At 40.9% G+C, this 20,541-nt stretch carries 16 protein-coding genes and 1 pseudogene; 3 read left to right on the top strand and 14 right to left on the bottom strand.

The genetic code is table 11. From position 1 onward, the window contains the following. Positions 1–6: 6 nt before the first annotated feature. The 12 genes from NSA57_RS15320 to NSA57_RS15375 all read right to left on the bottom strand — a co-directional run bounded on the left by NSA57_RS15320 (position 7) and on the right by NSA57_RS15375 (position 16,068). A complete protein-coding gene (locus NSA57_RS15320) occupies positions 7–693 on the bottom strand; it encodes a cell division protein (protein ID WP_257465320.1) in 687 nt (228 codons plus the stop codon). Positions 694–706: 13 nt separating this feature from the next. After that, positions 707–1,276, bottom strand: a complete 570-nt coding sequence (locus NSA57_RS15325; RefSeq protein ID WP_257465321.1) for a sigma-70 family RNA polymerase sigma factor — start codon at positions 1,274–1,276, stop codon at positions 707–709. A gap of 15 nt (positions 1,277–1,291) precedes the next feature. Continuing rightward, on the bottom strand, positions 1,292–1,702 hold the full coding sequence (locus NSA57_RS15330) for a zinc-finger-containing protein (RefSeq protein WP_004223692.1): 411 nt from the start codon (positions 1,700–1,702) through the stop codon (positions 1,292–1,294). Positions 1,703–2,148: 446 nt separating this feature from the next. Further along, on the bottom strand, positions 2,149–2,511 hold the full coding sequence (locus NSA57_RS15335) for a hypothetical protein (protein ID WP_257465322.1): 363 nt from the start codon (positions 2,509–2,511) through the stop codon (positions 2,149–2,151). A gap of 60 nt (positions 2,512–2,571) precedes the next feature. Then, positions 2,572–6,555: a VaFE repeat-containing surface-anchored protein gene (locus NSA57_RS15340; protein ID WP_257465323.1), complete on the bottom strand. Its 3,984-nt coding sequence runs from the start codon at positions 6,553–6,555 to the stop codon at positions 2,572–2,574. A gap of 54 nt (positions 6,556–6,609) precedes the next feature. Continuing rightward, positions 6,610–9,792 (bottom strand): TraG/VirB4 family ATPase, encoded by a 3,183-nt coding sequence (locus NSA57_RS15345; protein WP_257465324.1) that lies wholly within the window; start codon positions 9,790–9,792, stop codon positions 6,610–6,612. Next, positions 9,789–10,412: a DUF5038 domain-containing protein gene (locus NSA57_RS15350; RefSeq protein ID WP_257465325.1), complete on the bottom strand. Its 624-nt coding sequence runs from the start codon at positions 10,410–10,412 to the stop codon at positions 9,789–9,791. Before NSA57_RS15350 ends, NSA57_RS15345 begins: the two co-directional genes overlap by 4 nt. A gap of 11 nt (positions 10,413–10,423) precedes the next feature. Next, positions 10,424–12,247 carry a lysozyme family protein gene (locus NSA57_RS15355; RefSeq protein WP_257465326.1) on the bottom strand — a complete coding sequence of 608 codons (1,824 nt, stop codon included), beginning with the start codon at positions 12,245–12,247 and terminating at the stop codon, positions 10,424–10,426. 2 nt (positions 12,248–12,249) lie between these two features. After that, complete coding sequence (locus NSA57_RS15360; protein WP_015526852.1) at positions 12,250–13,173, bottom strand: hypothetical protein; 924 nt, start codon at positions 13,171–13,173, stop codon at positions 12,250–12,252. 13 nt (positions 13,174–13,186) lie between these two features. Continuing rightward, positions 13,187–13,897, bottom strand: a complete 711-nt coding sequence (locus tag NSA57_RS15365; RefSeq protein WP_004223652.1) for a conjugal transfer protein TrbL family protein — start codon at positions 13,895–13,897, stop codon at positions 13,187–13,189. Positions 13,898–13,921: 24 nt separating this feature from the next. Continuing rightward, the gene (locus tag NSA57_RS15370; RefSeq protein ID WP_005340361.1) at positions 13,922–14,302 is read right to left on the bottom strand and encodes a hypothetical protein; all 381 of its coding nucleotides are present in this window, start codon (positions 14,300–14,302) and stop codon (positions 13,922–13,924) included. A 392-nt stretch (positions 14,303–14,694) separates the two neighbouring features. Further along, positions 14,695–16,068, bottom strand: coding sequence for an AAA family ATPase (locus NSA57_RS15375; RefSeq protein ID WP_257465327.1), 1,374 nt, complete (start codon positions 16,066–16,068; stop codon positions 14,695–14,697). Positions 16,069–16,340: 272 nt separating this feature from the next. Between NSA57_RS15375 and NSA57_RS15380 the strand changes: the two genes are divergently transcribed. The 3 genes from NSA57_RS15380 to NSA57_RS15390 are packed head-to-tail and all read left to right on the top strand — an operon-like array spanning position 16,341 to position 18,353. Further along, on the top strand, positions 16,341–17,207 hold the full coding sequence (locus NSA57_RS15380; protein ID WP_005340364.1) for an MBL fold metallo-hydrolase: 867 nt from the start codon (positions 16,341–16,343) through the stop codon (positions 17,205–17,207). 2 nt (positions 17,208–17,209) lie between these two features. Then, positions 17,210–17,650, top strand: coding sequence for a hypothetical protein (locus NSA57_RS15385; RefSeq protein WP_005340365.1), 441 nt, complete (start codon positions 17,210–17,212; stop codon positions 17,648–17,650). A 10-nt stretch (positions 17,651–17,660) separates the two neighbouring features. Further along, on the top strand, positions 17,661–18,353 hold the full coding sequence (locus NSA57_RS15390; RefSeq protein WP_005340366.1) for a hypothetical protein: 693 nt from the start codon (positions 17,661–17,663) through the stop codon (positions 18,351–18,353). A 587-nt stretch (positions 18,354–18,940) separates the two neighbouring features. Here the strand turns inward: NSA57_RS15390 and NSA57_RS15395 are convergent. Next, entirely contained in the window at positions 18,941–19,870 is a 930-nt protein-coding gene (locus NSA57_RS15395) for a S1 RNA-binding domain protein (RefSeq protein ID WP_004223626.1), read from the bottom strand. 25 nt (positions 19,871–19,895) lie between these two features. Continuing rightward, positions 19,896–20,468: pseudogene (locus tag NSA57_RS15400) on the bottom strand (type IV secretory system conjugative DNA transfer family protein); the annotation flags it as partial. Between the last annotated feature and the right edge of the window lie 73 nt (positions 20,469–20,541).

Consider the following 20,541-nt stretch of genomic DNA (forward strand, 5'->3'; position numbering starts at 1 on the left):
TCCTTCCTATAATTTTTCAAATGCAATCTGTTTATTGAGGTACAAATTACTGATGGCTTCCAGTACAGGATAACCGGCATGGGTGAATTGGATATCCTGTGCCAGGGTACGGAATGTTGCATCCGAGGTTTCATAGAGCTGCGTCAAAAGTTGCTCTGTATTTTGTGGATGGATGCCCTGTTCTACACAGGTTACAAGCTCTGCCGTAGAAATCTGTACTTTTTTTGCTATTTGGAGTACCGTGTCCTCTATAGCAGTCCGTGCCGGCTTTTTTAGATAATGGATCAGTTCCTTTGTGTGCAGTTTTTTCTTCATGCAGAGATAGATGCAGGTAAAAAGCCGTACTGAAAAACTGTCCTGCAATGGGCTGATATAAAGTTCTCCTAAGAGGCGGTACAGGGCATCCACACCAGTTAAACCATCCCCTTTTACAATCAGTCCCCGAAGCTGCAGGCGATTCAGGTAAGGTTCAATGGGGATATTTTCCGAACGGTGATGTTTTTTCAAGCGTTCAGAAAAAGCAGACTGCAATTCATGGATCTGTCGGATTTGAAATGCGAGGCTGCTCCACAGAAAGAATTCTTCTTCTGTCAGTCCGTATTCCTGCCGGTTATTGATAACAGTCGGTGTTCTATGTTCCTTTATGGAATCCTGGAATCGTAGGATTCCGACTGCAGTATAAAGTGTCAGCATAATCGTTCTCCCTTCAAGATAAAAGAGTATATAATTTGGTATCCTGCTGTAAGTATTTCCGGGCTTTGCTTTGCCATGCCCGGACATGATTCATTGGGACACCATAATGTTTGGAAATTTCTTGGTTGGTATATCCTTTTTGCTGCAGGAGCAGGGCATGTATTCCTTTTCTGAGTGTATTGCAGCTTCCCGCTTCTAAGGACTGCAGGTGCTTATAAATGGGTTCCTGGTTCATACATTGTTCCTGCCACAGTTCTGTTTTGGGGTCTACAAGCAGGGGTTCCATGTCAAATTCGGAAGATGCATACATGGAACAGGTGTATTTTCGTTCTTTTTGCAGTTTTCTCCAATAACTGTAAATGGCATTTCGTATGGCAACTCTGGCGTAAACCGCAAAGGGACGGGTGTTGTCATAATTCATGGCGGCTTTGCATAAAGCTAAGTTTCCGGCTTGCAGAAGGTCTTGCTGCTCATCGTATGAGACATAAGCACAACGGGTAGTCAACTTTTTTACCATTTCAGGTACCAAATACAAGTACTCCTCTGTCAATCGGCGTTCATCATCTGTCATCGGGATGATCATGCATATCCCCCCCTTTCAACCAATGGCCCTGAGAGGGATATGGTTATTCTCCAGAATCTTCATGGATTCCAGAATCAGTTGATCACACATATAAGTGCTAAATTCTCCGATGTGTGCTTCCTTGGCAGTCAGACAGAATTTATCAGCAATCCAACGATAAGCCTCCGATTTCGTAAAGATGTGGTTTAGCCATATCTGGTCAAACACCCGGTGTGCTTGGATTCTTTTTTGACGAAGCTCTTTGTTTGCCAGTTTTCCTTTGGCATTGGTAGTGCCAGGATGAACTCCTACATAAGAATTACACTGTGGGAAGTGACTGCACACATAGAGTTTTCCATCTTTCGCTTTATTTCCATATACATAGGACGCATCCCTTAAAATTGCGATGCTGCCGCAGTATGGGCAGCGGATTTGTTTCTGTTTCATAAAGATTCACCTCGCTTACGTGTTTTATACGTATATTGTAAGAAAGCAGGTGATGAATTCCCATAGGATGGGCATAGAAACTACTCCCAGATTCGGACTAAATGGCACAAAATGGCAGAAAATCTAAGAATAGAACAGTGCCTTGATAAGCGGAAAGAAACCGCTGTCTACAAAACGTGAGTAATTTACTGGTGTAAAGATGAACCCTGCACAGAAAATCCGGATGACATAAACAGAAATCAGAGCTATACATAGCCGATACAGATTTCTGGTGCGTCTGCTCCAGGGCTTTCTAGGACGAAACTTCAGGTACAGGATTAAAAGTGCAGGAATAAAAATAAAGTTCGTAAATATTGTATCGATTCCTTGAATCATAGCAGTGAAATTCAACATAAAATCGCCTCCTTTCTTATCCTGTACGCAGAAAGTGCCAAAAGTGCAACCTTTTACCAGTGATAATGGGATGCTTCCTGATGCCGCAGTAAAGCAAAACAAGGACATGGCTTATCGGTCAATGCTTCTTTGGTAAAGTAGAGTCCATATAAGGACTGAAACTGTTCCAGTGTTATGGCGGACAGACATTCCGTTGGTTCCGGTATGCGGGAGAAGAGCATACGGGCATCTGCCATGGGCAGGACACAAGGACGGCCGTTTTCATCTGGATGATATAAGAAGTGTGGGCCATTACAATAACCTGGGGTTTTACAGGAAACGCAGCGAACATAAATACAGGAATGCCAATTTCCATCACAAATATCTAAAAAATGCCGGATGTGTTTGGCATCGGCATTACAACGAGATTGTTCCATATTCATCACCTTTATAACAGGCAGCCGTAATAAGCTGCCTGTGAGCATATCTATTGATAGTTACTTATCTTTTTTCCGCTTACGGATATATAAGATACCAAATCCTGCAGCAAAGAGGAGTGCGGCACCTGCCAGTAAAAGATAAGGAAGAATGGTTGTTTCATCTCCGGTCTTGACTGGTTTGGAAGGTTCAGGTGTGTCTTTTGGAACTTCCGTAAGTTTTATCGTCTGTCCTTTATCGTCCAGATCCTCATGGGAAGCAATTTCAAGTGCTGTTTCTCCTTCAAGGGAAAAAAGTTTTTCAAAAACGACTACATCATGTCCAGCCAATGTGCTTCCATCAAAAGTGAAGATGACTTCGACAGAACCATTGGAATCCTTTAGTGTAAATTCTGTTTCTGCCGTGACAGGTTTTCCATCAATCAGAACTTCCTTTTGGGTTGTTTTGTCCATCAGTGTGCCGACCAGTTTGTATGGAGTATCCGGAATCAGATTTTGGTAGGATACGGTGTCAATGATGGTTACTTCTTTCGTAGCAACGGCTTCCTGATCCCCATCCGCTTTGTCCTTCGCAGTAGTTCCAATTCCTGGGAAGTAGATAGACTGTTCATGGTCTTCTATATCGGCGTGAACAGCAATCTCTTTTTCCTGATACGTTAAAGACTCAAAGACAACAATTGTTTTGCCGGACAGGATGCTGCCATCAAATGTAAAGGTAAGTTCAATACTGCCAGAGGCATCTTCAGGAGTAAAGGTCGTAGTGGCAGTAATCGGTTTACCATCTGCTTGAAGAGGTTCTTTTGTCTCTTTGTCCATCAAGGTACCGGTAAGTGCATACTCTTTTTCTGGAATTAGGTTACTATATTTAACCGTGTCAACGATAGTAATCTCTTTATCGGTTTTGGCAAAATGATCTCCGTCTGCTTTATCTTTTGCAGTAGTAGCGATTTCTGGGAAGTAGATGGTCTGCCCATTATCTTCAAGATCTGCGTGTGTTGCAAATTCTTTGCCGTCATAAGTAGCAGATTCAAAAACAACTACGGTTTTTCCGGCAAGGGAAGTCCCATCAAAAGAAAAAATCACATCTACCGTTCCAGAGGATTCTTTAGGAGTAAATGTGGTTTCGGCAGTAACCTCTTTCTTATCTATTTCGACAGGTTTTCTGGTTTCTTTATCCATAAGGGTTCCAGTCATAACATATTCTTCGCCGGGCAGAAGATTTTTGTAAGCTACCGTATCTACAAGGGTAACTTCTTTATCTGCTTGGGAAAGATTCATATCTGTTTCCTTATCTTTTGCAGTGGTCCCGATTTCTGGGAAATAGATAGTCTGATCCTGATCTGTAATGTCCGCATGAACAGCCAGTTTTAAATCCTCCTGGTACAGTTCCTCGAATACTACGATTGTTTTGCCCTTCAGAGAAGAGGCATTGAACGTAAAGGTCACTTTTGCAGAACCAGAAGATTTTTTTGGTTTGAAGGTGGTTTCTGCTGTGACAGGTTTTCCATCTATTTCAATTGGCTTTCCGGATTCCTGATCCATCAGTGTGCCGATGAGCTTATAAGACTGTCCCTTCTTTAAGCCTTCGTATTCTACGGTATCAACCAGAGTGATTTTTTCTTCTGGTTTGGCAAAGTGGGAGTTGCTGTCTTTGTCAAGGGCAGTAGTTCCAATGGTAATCTGATCATCCGTTAAAGTTCCCATATCCACGACTACGTGATTTTTATATACAGAGACCTCAATTTTTAAGAGATTCATACCTTCATTGGAATCGCAGCGTTGTTCTTCCAAAATATAGGTATCATAAATCAGGGCTCCTTTGGTATCATCAGGTTTAGAAGAGCCAAACCAGATTCCGTCTTCAGAAGTTTCCCCACGATTGGTATTTGTAGTGTGCTTATTCCATTCTGAGGAAGTACTGGCATAGCCATTTTTGTCTGTTACAATGGTATGACTTTCTCCTGTAGTTTTGGAGGTAATGGAAAATGGGACATTTGCCAGCCGGTTTAAATCTCCGTCAGAGACCTTTACGAATTCTAAATCGCCACGGATTACCTGATTGGAAATCGCTGTTTCGTTTGCAGTTAAATCCAAAATTTTCCCATTTTCTGTGACATGAAACTCCTGAGAGAGTTTTCCCTCGTTCAAATAACCTTCCGGTGCTTTTGTCTCATCAACCCTGTAATGTCCATAAGGGAGCGTATCTTTTTTGGTGGAAGCAAGCCCCTTTTCATCTGTCTTCAAAGTGAGAACTACTTGATCTTTTTCGTAAAGGGTTTCATTCACAAGAACAGGATTTGGACCAAGATTGGTGATTGTAAATTCTGCATCCTTCAAAGAAGCACTTCCCTGTGGTTTGGCTTCTTCTGTTTCCAGATCCCGTTTTTGGATTTTGACGCCGCCACGGATAATCTGGTTAGAAACAGAAGTCTCTTCTGTTGTTAAATCTACGATTTCTCCATTTTGGGTGATGTCGAATTCAAGAGCCTTTGAACCATCGGTCAGGTATCCGGAAGGCGCTTTGGTTTCTTCAATCCGGTAATGTCCAAGGGGCAGGGCATCAGCGGCACTTGCAGCAATACCATGTACATCCGATTTGATCGTAAGCACTGCCTGACCATTTTCATAGAGCTTTCCATCTACCCATACCGGCTGTTTGTTCAGAGTGGTAATGGTAAATTCGGCATCTGCAAGAGATGCGGTTCCTTGTGCTTGTGTTCCCTGAGTTTCCAGATCCCGCTTCTGAATTTTGACGCCGCCTCGGAAGACCTGTTCTTCGACAGAAGAAGCGTTATAAATAGAGATAGTTTCTTCCGTACCGGTACTGGTGATTTGCTGCACGAAAACAGATTCGTTTGGAAGATAGCCGGCAGGGGCTTTGGTTTCCTGTACGGTTACTGTACCCAGTGGGAAGCAGACGGTCTTTCCATCACTGGCATAGAAAAATTCATCACCGGATACCAAATAATCTTTTGTAAAATGGATTTCTCCAGAGGCATCTGTTTTCAATATCCAGGTGCGAACCGGTTTCTTTCCATTTGCTCCGGGATCGGTAGCTGACTGCTCTGTATAGAATTTTATTGTAAATTCGGCATTAGCGAGAGAGCCGGTTCCCTGTGCAGAATTTTGCTGGGTGTCAGCATCCAGCTTTTTAAGGAGCAGTTTTACGGGATTATTTTGAGGAATATCCTTTACCTTTACGGTAGATGTTCCTTCTGCTTTTACCGTAACATTATGGGCGGAAGTATCTATAGCAAACCCTTCTGGGGCACTGATTTCTTTAACGGTGTAACTTCCTTCTGCCAGTTCTTTGGATTTTGCATATCCTTTTTTATCGGTAACAAGAGTTTCTACCAGTTCTTCCCCTTTGTAGATTCCGTATTTGGCTCCTTCTAAAGAGTAATTGCCATTTTTATCGGAAATATCGGTATTGGCAGAGGATTTCTGCAGTTCGATAAAGCCGTTTGGAACCTGATACCAGCTTCCTGCAAAAGTTTGGGAAGCATCGCCAGGAACGATAAAAGCACGGAAGGATTCTGGTGGGGCAGGAAGCCCTTCAATGGCGTTGGCAACTTCCAATGCTTTGTCAATATAATTTTGGGGTGCACCATGAAAGGCACCAGTGTCCCCATTATTTCCTGCATGGATATAGGAAACGACCAGATGACCAATGACATAAGAATTGTCATCGGACCATCCTTGGAAATATTGATCTTTTATTACCTTTTCATAACCATATCCACCGTTTAAGTAGTAAAGAGCTTTTCTGAGTGGGGAATTTTTTCCCAAAAGGTTATAAGGATACTTTCCGGAAGCCGGTGTTTTCTTTAATGGTTCTACGCAATAAGCCGTGTTATTGCCATCAAAGCTCATGCGGGAAGTATAATAGTCCCCATATTGAATTTTGGCTCCTGCCTTATAATCAATGGTTCCATCTGCAGCATAAGCGGTATGGGCATTGAAAAAGAGTGTGCTAAAAAACATCGTGACACAAAGAAAAAGGGCGGTTAGCCGGATATGAGGTTGTTTTGCTGGTTTTAACATAAATCTCCTCCTTTGTTAAAAAGAAAAGCAGCCACATTCGGGCTGCAGATAACATTAACCGACTTTTTTATCCTGGCGTTTCAAGATTTCCAGGAGTTCCTGTCGGTCTGTGGTAATTAATTCTTTTTCCAGGTTGGAAGCTTTAAATTCCACAGTGATATTATTGTTGTTTGTTGAGATCAGCCCGTTTCCACGTTGGAAATGGGTGATATTCATAACTTCGGTTTCGGAAAGACGAAGAATGGTTTTTACACGTTGTGCCTCTTCATCTTCCATGTTAAGAATAATTTTGGTTTTACAGTTATTGATAATGCCTTTCCCATATTTTCCGTCATCAAGAGCAAAAAAGTCGTTGAGATCCTGGGTTGCAAAAATACCGGCACCAGAGTATGCCCGGATGATCTTGGCAATCTCCAAAACGAATTCAGCGGCCAGGCGGTTACTGGAGGCACCGATGAGCTGCCATACTTCATCTACGAAAATGGCTTTTTCTTCGGTACGATTTTCTTTGGCTTTATCCCATACATAGTCCAGAGCAACAAACATCCCTACCGTTAAGAGATCACTGGAACCAGTCAGCTCTGAAATGTCCAAAACGGTATATTTATTGGTCAGATCTACATTGGTCTGCTGGTTAAAAGAGGAAGCAGAGCCATGGACAAGACGGTTCAGGATGTGAGCCAGTCGTTTGGTATCTTCGGTTTCCATCAAAACATCATATACATCGCCAAGAATTGGCATCGCTTTATAATGATCCGGGTGTTTGGGATCAATGAGGGATTCATTCTTATGGGTGATTCCCTTTCTTGCATAGGTTTTAATCAGTGCTTCGTCCAAAAGCTGTTTTTCCTCATGGCTCATATCTGGAATGAGCAGAGAAAAGAAAACGTGCAGACGTTGAATCTTACTGGCTAAGGCAGATGCGTCTAAAGTTGGACCGTCCAGCAGCTCATTGACAGAGTTATCTACTTTTCGGATTTCCATGACATTGATGCAGTTTTGGCTGGCAGGAGAAATCTGGATAAAGGTTCCTCCTACATTTCTGGCAGCCCGATAAAACTCATGACCTTTTAACGGTGCGATGATAAATACCTGGATTCCTTTACGCCGCATACGAAGTGCCATAGTCTGCATGGTAAAGGTTTTTCCGGATCCAGAAGTGCCAAGAATCGCAATATTGGAGTTTTTATATTGTTTGGAGTCAAAAATATCAGCAATCACTAAAGAGTTGTTATGCTTATTTACTCCAAATAGGATGCCGTTGTCATCGCAAATGCTGTAGCTGACGAAAGGATAGCAACTGGCAGCTCCGGTGGTTAAGACATTTCGTTTTGAGAGTTCATAGAGCTTCTTATCCAGGTTTACAAGAGGAAGGGAAGATAAAAATCCCTGTTCTTGCAGGAAGTAACAAGACCGCAGATCCATATCCTGTGAGATGAGAAGTTTTTTCATCTCCTGAATCCGCCATTGCAGTTCTTCCAGATCACCTGCCGTAATCGTAATCAAAAGATTCATGTAATAGAAATCTTCATTATTAGCAAGTCCCTGTTTGAGGAAATAGCCGGAACGGATGGCAGAATCCAGATCATCAAAATCCGCATTGGTATCAGAGGCATCTTTGATCTTTGAACGGTTGATCCGGATTTGCTGTCCAAGACGTTGCTGGATCTTATCTTTGGGCTGTTTATGCAGAAAAAAGTCAATGTCAATTCCTTCGCCAGCATTGATAAGCAGGGACAGCCAGCCTGGCATTACTTTTGCTTTGTAACCATCGCACGGCACCAGCAGGTAAGAATGGTAGATGCCATTTACCAGCACATAGTTGCTGTGCTTAAAGTCCAAAGACTCTGGTGCAATGAATTCATTGATATGGATGTTATCCACTTCCTGCTCACGACCAGATTCCATATAGCGGGTAAGTACCTGGTTAATCCGTTTTGGCAAAGGGGTTTCGGTACATTTGGTACGGTTCAGTAAAGTGTAGAGTACATCGGTTGTAAACTCATCTTCATTGTCATGAACCAGCACATCGTTGCCGCATTGATATAGAAAGGTTTTAGCGGTCTGTGCAGCAGTCTCCAAAGCCGCCAGGATTTCCTTTTCCTCCACCTTCCGATTCACATTGAAAGGTTCGTATTCAAAGATTAGGAAAAAACGTCTGGAAACCGCTTCTCTGGAACTTAACTGCCGGACAAATTGGATATAGTCTTTTTGTAACTGCCGGCAGTTAGGATCTGATTCCCGTTCCATTTCCAAACGGGACTGTTCCAGATGTTTGTTGATATCCGCTTTTTTGGAGATCATCTTAATCTGCAGTTTCACAGGACTGATTTTTAGGTAGGAGATGAAGCTGAAAATGATCCCCTGTTGTTCCCTAGCACTGCGTAAGAGGAAATTGATCGGTTCAATCTCCAGAATTTTTACATAACGATGGTCTGTCGTGTAGATAACACCATTGGCAATTTTATCAATAGGAAGATAATCTTCTAAGGTGATTTCTTTTCGTTTTTTCTTTTTGCTTTTCCCAGAAGCAGCAGATGACTGGTTGGAAGCTTTATTCGCAGTTCTTTCTTTTTTTCGTTCATCCAAAAGTTGCTGCTTTATCTGTTGTTTTTCAAGTTTTGCCTGCCTTTTCGCACTTTTACGTGCAGCGTTTTGTTCTTTTTTTAATTGTCGGGACTCAAATTTAAGAATCCGGATGTCTTCACGAGCCTGTTTGCGTATTCCACGTTTTGTAGAAGTGTCAAACTGCCGACGTTCTTTTTTTTTAATAGCAGATGATTCTTTTGTCTCCTCTTCGGAAGACATCTGTGAGCAGTTCTCTTCAGAAGAAGATTCTGCAGGTTGTTTTGGATGCCGTTTGCGTTTCTTGGTTTTGGGTTCTTTGTTGCGGGGCTTTTTTATCCGGTACTTTTTTTTCGGCTCCGGATGTACATCCATACGGTAAATAACCCGGCGGTTTTTCAGAAAACGCAGAGCGTTCATTAAAAACGCAGTAATGCTTTCCCCACCGATTCCAATTAGAGAAATCATAGCTGCAGGCAGAGCAGTCATACAGAGAATAATAATCCTGACAGTGAGTGTCAGAGGCAGATTGATAACAGGAATGGTGATCAGGATTGCTAGGATACCGCCTTCGATGGCATTACGGATTTTAAACATTCCGCCCATAAAGGTCCCTTTTTCTATAAAATTGCGAGGGATGAAGACAGGATGTTGTTCTTCAGTATTGTTCATGGATGCACCTCCTTTGGTTCTTCCATGGAAGGAGTTTCAGGAACTTCTGTGACAGGGGCAACTTTTTCCGAATTCACGGAGGTATCGTCATAACCTCCTTCTTGCAACTGTTCAATTTCCTCTGTTGTGATGGAAGGAAGTTTGTCATCTGTCGGACGTTCATAGATGATTTCTTTTCCAGAATCAGGGGTACGTTCCTCACCGAAAAAGAATCTTCCAGTAGAGGAAGTGTAGTACACAGGAAGAACGGACTTATCCGGAAGCTGGAACAAAAAATTAATATCAGAAGCATTGGGATAGGTAGTATCATCAGCAAGGAAACGGATGGAAGTTAGAGATATCTGTTTTACGTTTTTAAGATAGGAGGTCAATTCTTCCTGAAAAAGTTTCACCTGTTCCTTGGAGAAAAAGTCTTCCAAAGCTTCAAAATCCTGAAAGCTTATGGATTCGTTATTTTCTGCTTGTTCTGTCTCGGTATTTTCATTATTATCGTGTTGAGTATTTTCTGTCTCGGATTTTTTGTTTCCTTTTTGGGATTTCCAGATGGAGGGAAAGACAAATCCGATGATAATTAAAAAGGCCATCATAAAGATAGCCAGAATTGCTTTTTTTCTGTTCATAAGTGTCTCCTTTATTTTTTAGCGAAGATCCAATAGGCATTTGCGGTTGCATGCACTTCCGTCATCATATCGAATTCACGGTTGATGTAGTTTTTGGAGGAACTGTCATTGGGATCATTGACTAATACTTTACCTCCAGCCGTTACACCACGAAGGACAATAAAATGTCCGCCACTGGTAAAAAGCCCAGCTCTTTGGGAACTGATGACCGGATGACCTTCAGATAAAGCCTGAAGTACCTGGTTGGGATCACTGGTCTGTGTGACAGCCCCACACCCAAAATGATCGGACGCTGCCTGGAAATAAGACCAGTAAGTGCCGACTCCTGGTTTGTAATAGGAATTTCCGCACCAGGATATTGCATCAATAGGTGTAATGGTAGTGCCTGTAAGATAACTGGCAATCATAGCAAAGCTTGTCGGACCGCATCCGCTGCTGGCGATGGAACCCCCGCCGTATGGAATGTTTCCATAGTCTGTCTGGAGATAGTGTGGAATCTGCATGCCGTTTGCGGGATAGCTGCCGCCACTGGCAGTAATTTGGTAATACCGAAGGACATGCTCCACATATTCTTTATCACCATACCGGTCATAAGGCCAGCTTGGTCTTGCACACATCATATCAGAGTAGGCAATCGCATTTTCTTTGGTATAACCACCGTCACGCTCCATTGCCCAGTCAATGTATGCAGAACCGTAGTTGTAACCCTGAAGAGCCAGTTTAATCCGGTCTAAGTCCGTAGGTCCGGTACAGCCGGCTTTGTCGAGGGCATATTTTAATTCCTGAATACCACATTCAATGGAGTATTCAGGATCTGTAATCCCATTTGGCACATGGGGATAGCGGGTATTAAATCCACCTTCCGCTGCTTGCATAACATCCAGCCCTCGTCCGCCAGATTCCTGCATCATGACTGCCAGGATTAAATCCACATAATCACTCATACCATATTTCGCAGCGGCTCTTTCTACAGCAGGGCGGTAGGACAATACCTCATCACTAAGATTGATAGCAGCTACTATGCCGGAAGAAGCAGTTCCAAAGAAAGCAGTCAGATTTTCTGCATAGTTTTTGGCAAGTTCTTTCTGCTTGTCTGTAAGATGGAATACATGGTCTGCAAAATAGGAATCCCCAGCATAAACAACGGTATAGGTGTGTTTCGTAAAAGTAACCGTCTGTGTTTGTGCCTGTCCCTGTTCTGTGCCGGCTTCTCCTTCTGCACCGCCATCAACGGTAACTTCCATGGTAACTGTTTCGGTTGCTACATCATAAGAAAAAAGTCCTTCTTTGTTTTCACGGATGAGTTTCTTTAATTGGTTTAGGTTGATGTTTTTATAGTCATCCTGGCTGGCACAAAATTGTGAAATCAGCAGATTGGCATTGACGGAGATGCTGTATGTATAGGGATCATTGATGGATGCAGTATCACCTTGTGGAAGACGGGAAATTGCTGCATGGATCTCTGCCAGAATGTCTTCATGGCTTTCTTCTAACACTACAACGATGGCTTCACGGGAAGCACGGATGTTTTCACTGATCATAGAGTTGCTGTTTAGCACATCGCTTTGGTCGGTCAGACTTCCAAAGATCAGACCAGGGAGCATCACAATAAATAAAACCGGAAGCAGCAGTATGGCGAGAATAACAAGAAGAATTTTAGCGAACTGATTCCGGTTGGCTATGACTGCGCCAATCGCTGCTGAAAAAGGCCCGCCAAGGGCTGCACCATATCCTGCTTTGGAGAAAGTGGCTGCTGTTTTTAAGGACTTTAGATGAGAAATGGTACTGGAGCCTACATCCATTGCTTCGTCAAGTCCAGAGCGTTCTGTATCCATCACTAAATCCGATCCTTTCTTGGAGGAGTAGGGGGAAGCTTTTGGACAATGGATTCGTTGTAGGCTATCTTTCCATCGCCAGCATCATAAGGAATTTTGGATACCGTATTTTCAGCATACTGTTTGTACCAGGTAGCTCCGTCTACAGATTGAACAGTTTCATAGGTTCCCTGGGTAGGAGCCGTATATTGATCGGCATGGTACATAGCAAATTCCCGGCTGTCCCCATTGGAACCGGACTCAACTCCTGTTATCCTGCCGCCGCCAATCTCAACATTGGTATAGGAATGATCCGTTTTATCTTCATTTTGAATTCCCATGTAGGATTGAAATGCAGAAACAGCCCCATCACCTTTGATCGAGCCAACTTGACCATAGTTTCCTTGAGCAATATTGCTGATAACGTTATTGGCAAAATCTCCGCCCTTTTCAAGGGAAGACTGATAGAGTGCATTTCCGATACTTGGCCCTTCGGTATATCCGGTGGCTGCATTTACCGCAGAACGCTCTGTCTGCCTTCCAACGGCTCCGGCTAATCCTCCGGAAAGGAAAGAACTTTGTACTGCAGCACTTCCGGGAGAGGAAGAATGGGAACTACTATGGCTTCCACCTCCATGCCCTCGAAAGGAACTTGCAAGACCTCTTCCGGCGATTAAAAGTTCAGCCATCATATTTCCACCAGTATTTCCAACATTGACTCCCAGACTTGCCATAAAGCTGTCAATCTTTTGAGAAACCTTCAAAAAAGCAATGGCACACAGAAACCAGATAAAGACATTACCGGTTACCGTTTCTTTTCCCTGTGCATCTACAGCTTGCTGTACCTCTGCTTCTGTAAGTTCAGCGGCAAAGACCGGCATGGAAGTTACAAGAATCAGACAAGAAATCAATAGCAGGCTGCAGAGCAGTGTTTTCTTATGTTTCATAATCTCCTCCTTCCTAGAGTGATAAAGGGTTTGCAAGGAATGTTCCGACCATGGAAGTAAACAGCCGTAAACACCAGGCGTTCATTAAAAGCAAAAAGAACTGTCCGCCGAGCATACGGCACCAGCTCTTAAAAACATTTCCGGTAGCCTGGGAAGCACCCGTGGAAAACGCAACAGGTGCGGTGTAGACCAGAACTCCAAGCAGTATATAACGTTCCGCAGCTTCAAAAAGCAGCTTGATGTAATTCCAGGCAAGGATCAGTACCAGTATGAGGGCAACAATGGCAACAGCACCGTTGGCACATACCCCCAGGATTACTGTAATCACAGAATTGAATTTGGCAAATTCCAGTGGTGGAAGATCTTCAGTCAGAATCCAGCTATACGGGGTTCCTGCAATATTCAATAGAAGATCCACGATGTCTTTGGCATAAAATGTCAGGAAAAGGAACATAAATGTCCGCAGTGATAATTTGATTGGATCTTCAGCGTCAATCCCTGTCCCCATAAAATAATTCTTAAAAAGCTGCCAAACCCAGTTTAAAAGGATGAGTCCGATAGCCAGTGCCAGAAAAATCTGGTACATTGTTTCCGCTGCTGGAAAATACCGGAGAAAAGTATCCATGGAACATCCCAGTGCACCCAGAACAGAAGTAGTAATCAAATCCAGAATGTTCATGACCTGTTCGGCAATCCATTCTACAATTCCGTCAAGTATTCCCATGACAGAGCCACCTCCTTATCTGCATTATCCATTCCACTGACCGCCGGCAAAGAACGGAGTGATGTAAGCCATGATAAATCCCAGACCATTGAGAATCGCCCATGTAATGATGATTCGTTTGAGCCATGCCCTGGATTCATCCACGGTTTTTCCGGATTTGGAAAAATTCATCAAAAGCAAAGCAACCGATGCAGTTACAACAGCCGCAATGGTGGAAATCAGGATAATCTGGTTATATACGTCTTTCATGATTTCTGAAGCTTTGTCCCAGATGGTAGCAGCCATAACTGGTTGTACATTACAGGCAATCAGAGTGAAGACAAGGAAGGCAGTATAGAGATATTTTCCATAGTTCCGATGATGTTTCATGCCCGGTGGGGCTTCTTTGTGTACATGGTTTTTCAAGTAAATGAACCTCCTTCATAAAAAGAGGGCAAAGTGAGATCTTTCACTTTGCCCTGGCTTATAGTTTTCCTGCCTCATAAAAGCTTCAGTCCGGTCAATACGGAGGAACGCTTATTCCATATTTAGTTGTGATACTCCTTTCCATGCACTAAAAAACGCAGCTTGCACCAGAAAAGAGGCATTCTCTGGAAAGCTACGTTTTCGCTACATATAATTTTGACAGTATCATTCTAACATGGGTAGATTTCCCTGTAAATCGCAGAAGTGTGCCAAGTTGAGCCAAGATGAGGAAAGAAATGTGACAGAAGAAGATGTGTGATAAATTACTGAAAAAGGCTAATATGAAGAAATGCCAAAGGACATATTCTGTTATAATAGTCCTTTGACATTTTCTACTTTCTATCTTTTTCTAAAATATTCTGTATTTTATGTTCGTCATAAGAAGGAAGTACATCTTCTAAGGTTCCATCGAACATAGCTGCATATACTTTTTTATCTGCTCGTAATTGATATTTTTCTAATGGATTGAGGATAGATTCTCCTTTATCATTTTTTATAACAAAACATATTTCATCGTTACGAAGAATTTCTGCTGCTAACAAGCGTGATTCATGGCTTGTAATAATTAGTTGGGTGTTTCTTTCTTCTGCCATTTTGAGGAATAGTTCAATTATTCTAGTCGTCATAATGGGATGGAGGCAGCGATCCATTTCATCAATAACAAAAGTACGTCTATCAGAAATTTTAAGAAGAATTTCTATTAAATCCAATAAACGTGCAGTACCATCGGATTCTTCTTTTAAATTAAAATAGATAGATTTTTTTTCATGGCTAAATTCAATTGTTTTGATTACAAGATTATTATTTTCATCTAACTCAAAAGTATAAAATTCTTTATAAGATCGGAGCATGATGGAAGGGTCATGCTTTTCATTTCCTGCTTTGTCTTTCTCCAGATCCGAAATAACTTTGTTGAATAATTCTTCTGGGATTTTATTTCTAATAACATCTACAGGGACCTCTACTATTTTTAAATCACTTATACCTGTTCCAAGAGCATTTAAAAGATTAGCAATTTCGTTCAGGTTTGAATGTGAAAAATAAGGATATCCAGTAAGGATGCTGTCGGGGTTACTTACGGTTAGTAAACTCCCAAACCAAACATATACTTTACGAAGAATTCTAAGTTCAGGATTATCTTCATACATTTTAGCCTTTCCATGATTAATGATTGAAAGAAAGAGTAGCTCAGAATCAGCTATGCTATCTTCACCGTATATGTTTAATTTTTCAATTCCAGAAGTAGCTTTGAAATAGTCACCAACAAAAAAGGTACCATCTAAAAGATTACGGCAAAAAATTTGTCGTTGGACATTTGTTGGTGTTATTTCATAAAGATATTCTCTTTGAATCGAGCCTGTTTTAAGTAGGACAGAAAATCCATAAACAATATGCTTGTTTCCTAGAAGTAATTCGACCTCAAATGAAGAAGGAAGCGATTGGTTGCAAGGCTCCTGCCTAAAGTATTTATTTGTAAATCCATTTGGTAAACCATTTATAACCATGTCCTGAACAAATTGAAAAGCCTCTATTAAGTTAGACTTTCCAGAGGCATTTGCTCCAAAGATCGCTTCACATTTCGTTAATTTAATATGTTTATCTTTGTATACTCGCTTAGAATTTTTTCGTGCTTTGCCAGCTTCCATGGAAAAGGTTTGCATTTGGTTAAAAGATAAAAAGTTCGCTAATGAAAATTTTATTAACATTGTTTGTCACCTCATATGTTTATATAATATATTGAAAAAACGAATTTGTCAATTTTAAAAATGCATAAAATTAGTATATCACACAGAAAGATGCGCTGTTAAAACGAAAAAATCGTTTAAACTTAAAAAACAGGATTGACATATTCTTGGATAGGTGGTATCTTTTTGTTAGCAGACGGAAGTGGTGAGTGCTACTTTCGGATTAATTGGGAGGCCGCCCGTAGGAACTTATTGATTTTGCACATAATATTTTAAGAAAGGGATAGTAGTATATGAAAGTAATTTTTTTATCATCACAAGGTTACAAGGACTCAGGAGAAAATAAGGGAGACTGTATTCTCATTGACACGAACAGTGAATTAGTTATTTATGACTGTGGGTGTGAAGAACATGCAAATCGAGTAATCGATTATATGGATAAACACCATTACTCAAAAGCCAAATTGGTACTTTCTCACAATGATGCGGATCATTTCGATGGAATTCCGTATCTTATAGAGGCAGGGAAAATATCAGATGTGTATACACTTCTATTATTAAAATATAAGGATGATCTGTTAGAGAAAATAAATGATAAGCGTATTACGAGAGATTCATTAACAAGAAGGATTTCAGAAATATTTGCAAACATTTATTCACTCTCTGGCAAAGTGGTGCTAAAGGATATTTTCAGTGATACATTTATATGCAATGGAATTAGTATTATAGGACCAGATAAAGAGTATGCATTAGATGCTGTGGCTAAGCGTATTGATAATAGGCAAGGAGATACAATTGATAAAGAAACGATTGTAAATGCTGTCAGTACTCAGGTGAAGGTTATTGTTGGAACTAAGAATCTGTTGCTATGTGGAGATAGTAGTTATGAAGCAATCAAGAATAAACTTTCTGGTTTTAGTTTAATTCAGTTACCGCATCATGGTAAGAAAGAGCAGGCTGATAGAATATTTGAACAGAAGGGCTCTGTAGGTATAACGTATTATGTATCGGATAATACAGGTAACAGCAATGGTGGTTCAGATGATTTACCAGTACAGGGATATAATATTAAGAATACCCTGAAAGGAGATCAGGAATGTTCTTCCAATTCAGTCGGACTAATTAATGCACCGGTTCGTTCATACTATAGAGGTGATTAAAAGTGAGATATTTGATTGCTGAAAATCAAAGCAAAGAAATTGCAGCCAGACAGAAATACCTCTATGATATATTTCAACTTTATTTTATACCACAGAACCCGGTTGATGGTTTTATTCCGCTAGTGCCTTTGGGCACTGCGGAATTTTCCGTAATATTTATTGTGGGACATTATGATCAGGTTAGAAAATATTTAAAGAGTAATATTAGAAATATCGAGGAAGGAACTATAGTGTTGATTACTTGTTATGCAAGTAAATTAAAAAGATTTAAGAAAAATGATAAAGTATGGTTTGTCTCTACTGCAGAAAATGAGTTGTCATATTGTTATAGAGGAAAGGACTATGGTTTTGAATTTGACATAACAGAATCAGAAATTGATTTCTATAATTGTTCCAAGTTGGAAGTTATGGAAAGAATAGAAAAATGTTTTCAACACTTATGAGGGAAGGACTATGAATATAAAAATATTTGATGTTTATAATATACGAGCGAGACTGTCTGTATATATTATTATTATAGCACCTGTTATTTTGACATTGTACGCAATGTATGAGCCGGTTCGTAGTTTTAGTTTTTCAGTTGTATTTATTGCTATTTTATGTGCATTTTCTAATTATCTTTTTGCACTCCAACGATATATACAAAAAGATAAGATATATGGAAATACGACTGCTAAATATCTTTATTTGGAAGATGGGCATATAAATGCTTGCACTAAAAAGCGTTATTATAGAAAACTTAGCTTAATGGATGAAGGATTTAGTATTTTTGACACGCCAACAAATAGCAATGAGTTTAAGGAAGCATGTGCCAGTGCCATTCAATGGTTGCGTAACAATACACGAGAGAATAGACTTGTTCAAGAAGAAAATATGTTATGGGGATTTTATAAAAACTTATTAAGTTTAAAAATAATTGGGATTATTTTTTCTATTATTGCCATAATTATTCTTATAACAATTTCGTTACCCATAAATATGAAAGAATTTTTTTATTCTTCATTAAATATGGGCGTACTTATAATAGATATATCCTTTGTGTTATTTTGGATTTTGGGAGTTAATAAAAAGATATATACTGTTCTGGATGAAAAGTATGCTTATGCATTGCTTGGAGCTTTAGATACAATGTCAAATAATGGATAATTTGCGGGTTCAGTAAAGCTTATTCCTAACATTAAAATTTATCCAAAGTTTTCGAGTATGCCATTTTACTATATAAGGATTGCAAGATAAAAAAGGCTATATCTTGTCAAAACAAAACAACTCTGGTAAAATGATTGTGGGCACTACTTGAAAACGGTAGGCGGTTAGTCCTTCAACAGAGGGACTGGACCCTCTGATTACATAGAAATCCTTTATGGGAAATCTGGGAAAGGAGGGCAAACTTTATGACTGATTTTGAACTGCTCTCCATCGTACTGATGATACTTGGTATCGTAGTATCGATTTTGATTGCATACATAGATCATACAAAAAAGTAACCGCCCCGGCCAAGGAAACGGTTACTTTTTAAAAAGTATACATATATCTTTGGACTAACCGCTTATCGGTAGTGCCTTTTTCTATTTTTATTCTATCAGAGATAGAGGAAGTTGTCAAATTCCTTTTGAGTTTGGATAAAGAAATGAAGTATATATCGAATGAAAATAAGTTTATATGAGAACATAGCACCATCAAAGTAAGATTTTGAAAGTGCTATGTTCTTGTTCATAAGAGGTGTTATGCCTGGATTATAAATTCTGTTTAATAATTCGTGTAATGATGCCCACTGCAACATTTCGATCTTCGTCAATATGTGTCACAACAAAGGACACCTTATCTTTCTTCCCAACGGTGCGGCTGTCGTAGCAACTGTGAGCAATGGCGTTGACACCCAGTTCTAACCGGACAAAAACAGTTCCTTTGTGGATGTCTTCCACCGTTCCGGCATATTTTCCCTGTACCCGACAATTTTTCAGATTTTCTTTGCTGGTGTTGCCTTCCACGCTTTTTACATCTGCATGGATGGAGAGCGTTTCCGGGGAATCTCCCTGGATAGTTAAGATCCGGACCAGAATATGTTCCCCTACTTGGAATCGTTCCCTGGCATCACCCAGCCAGTCAAAAGACAGATCTCTTGCAAGGATGGAAGTTTCTACACCAAAGATTTCTGCCCGGACTACTTTTTCAGCAACGGCAATGACTCTGGCCTGCACAATACGGTCTTCGTGGATTTTAGTCTGTCCGGAAGAGTCCTGATCAAAATAGAAAATCTGACGTTTCTTCAGCATAGCATCTTTCCGGCTGGCAACGATGCTTCTGGATTTGGTATCCAGTCCTTTGATTACAAAGTCGATTTCACAACCAAGCATATTATTAAGGACTTTGTTCTGTCTAAGAGAGAGATCTCCGTAATCATGAGTTTCATCCTGGATCAGGTTGATCATCATTTCCGAGATGGGGATGACTGCCCGATAATCTTTATAGTAAATAATTGCTATTAAGCTGCCGGCTTCGGTCTTTTCAATACCTCCCAGAATGCCGGTGAGAATTTTCCGGGTACGATAGGCATTTTGGATGTCATGCCAGATTAAATCCGCTTTTGATTGAGCAGTTTCTAATACAGTATCGGAGTCAAGGGTTAAAATAGGGGTGTTGAGGTTCATTGTTTCGTTTGCCATAAATGTTATCTCCTTTCAAAATGTGTTATGACATGATGGAATCTTTATCTAAAGGAACCATGCCAGAGTCGGGGGAATCTTCTATAAAACTTTCCGGAAGTAAATCCTCCATAAAATCATCGGGAGTAGGTTCCTGATAAACGGGTTCGGATGTAAAATGTGGTTTCTGTTTTGCCATTGATGCAGAAGATGAACGGCGTTTCCTTTTGGATAATCCGGATGAGGGCTGTGGTCGATAATCTGTTTCTTCCGAGGACCCATTTTTGCGCCATTCAGGTATGTGTTCCGATGCTTTTCTTGGTGTCAGCTTTTGGGCATCTGGATGCAGGGTATAATCGTACTTTTCTACTTTTAGGACTTTTTGTCCACGTAGGATAACCAAAGCAGTATCAAGCGGGAGCCGCAAGATTTCATCTGGTGTTAAGAGTTTTCGTTTGCCGATAGATTTTGTCTGCCGGTATTCCGGTGTATAGTCGGATACCCGCCAGCTATTGAGTTGCTTGGCTTCGCTGCTTACCCCTACGGTTACATCGCCGCTGCGGTTACTGATAAAGGTAGCAGTAACTTCATCTGTGCAGCCCAAAAAGAGCTGGGTGTCATGAGGTAAGGTTCAGCTTGTCCTTTACAGGACTTGCATCCCCTCCCTCCCAAACCGCACGTACACCTCTCGA

This window comes from Blautia caecimuris, assembly GCF_024622975.1.
In the GTDB taxonomy this organism is placed as follows: Bacteria; Bacillota; Clostridia; order Lachnospirales; family Lachnospiraceae; genus Blautia_A; species Blautia_A caecimuris.

Bases quoted from the DNA above. Each gene is read 5' to 3' on its own strand.
- NSA57_RS15395 (WP_004223626.1), bottom strand. From the start codon at position 19,870: ATGGCAAACGAAACAATGAACCTCAACACCCCTATTTTAACCCTTGAC.
- NSA57_RS15390 (WP_005340366.1), top strand. From the start codon at position 17,661: ATGAATATAAAAATATTTGATGTTTATAATATACGAGCGAGACTGTCT.
- NSA57_RS15375 (WP_257465327.1), bottom strand. From the start codon at position 16,068: ATGTTAATAAAATTTTCATTAGCGAACTTTTTATCTTTTAACCAAATG.
- NSA57_RS15355 (WP_257465326.1), bottom strand. From the start codon at position 12,247: ATGGATACAGAACGCTCTGGACTTGACGAAGCAATGGATGTAGGCTCC.
- NSA57_RS15320 (WP_257465320.1), bottom strand. From the start codon at position 693: ATGCTGACACTTTATACTGCAGTCGGAATCCTACGATTCCAGGATTCC.
- NSA57_RS15360 (WP_015526852.1), bottom strand. From the start codon at position 13,173: ATGAAACATAAGAAAACACTGCTCTGCAGCCTGCTATTGATTTCTTGT.
- NSA57_RS15345 (WP_257465324.1), bottom strand. From the start codon at position 9,792: ATGAACAATACTGAAGAACAACATCCTGTCTTCATCCCTCGCAATTTT.
- NSA57_RS15340 (WP_257465323.1), bottom strand. From the start codon at position 6,555: ATGTTAAAACCAGCAAAACAACCTCATATCCGGCTAACCGCCCTTTTT.
- NSA57_RS15330 (WP_004223692.1), bottom strand. From the start codon at position 1,702: ATGAAACAGAAACAAATCCGCTGCCCATACTGCGGCAGCATCGCAATT.
- NSA57_RS15350 (WP_257465325.1), bottom strand. From the start codon at position 10,412: ATGAACAGAAAAAAAGCAATTCTGGCTATCTTTATGATGGCCTTTTTA.
- NSA57_RS15380 (WP_005340364.1), top strand. From the start codon at position 16,341: ATGAAAGTAATTTTTTTATCATCACAAGGTTACAAGGACTCAGGAGAA.
- NSA57_RS15365 (WP_004223652.1), bottom strand. From the start codon at position 13,897: ATGGGAATACTTGACGGAATTGTAGAATGGATTGCCGAACAGGTCATG.
- NSA57_RS15335 (WP_257465322.1), bottom strand. From the start codon at position 2,511: ATGGAACAATCTCGTTGTAATGCCGATGCCAAACACATCCGGCATTTT.
- NSA57_RS15325 (WP_257465321.1), bottom strand. From the start codon at position 1,276: ATGATCATCCCGATGACAGATGATGAACGCCGATTGACAGAGGAGTAC.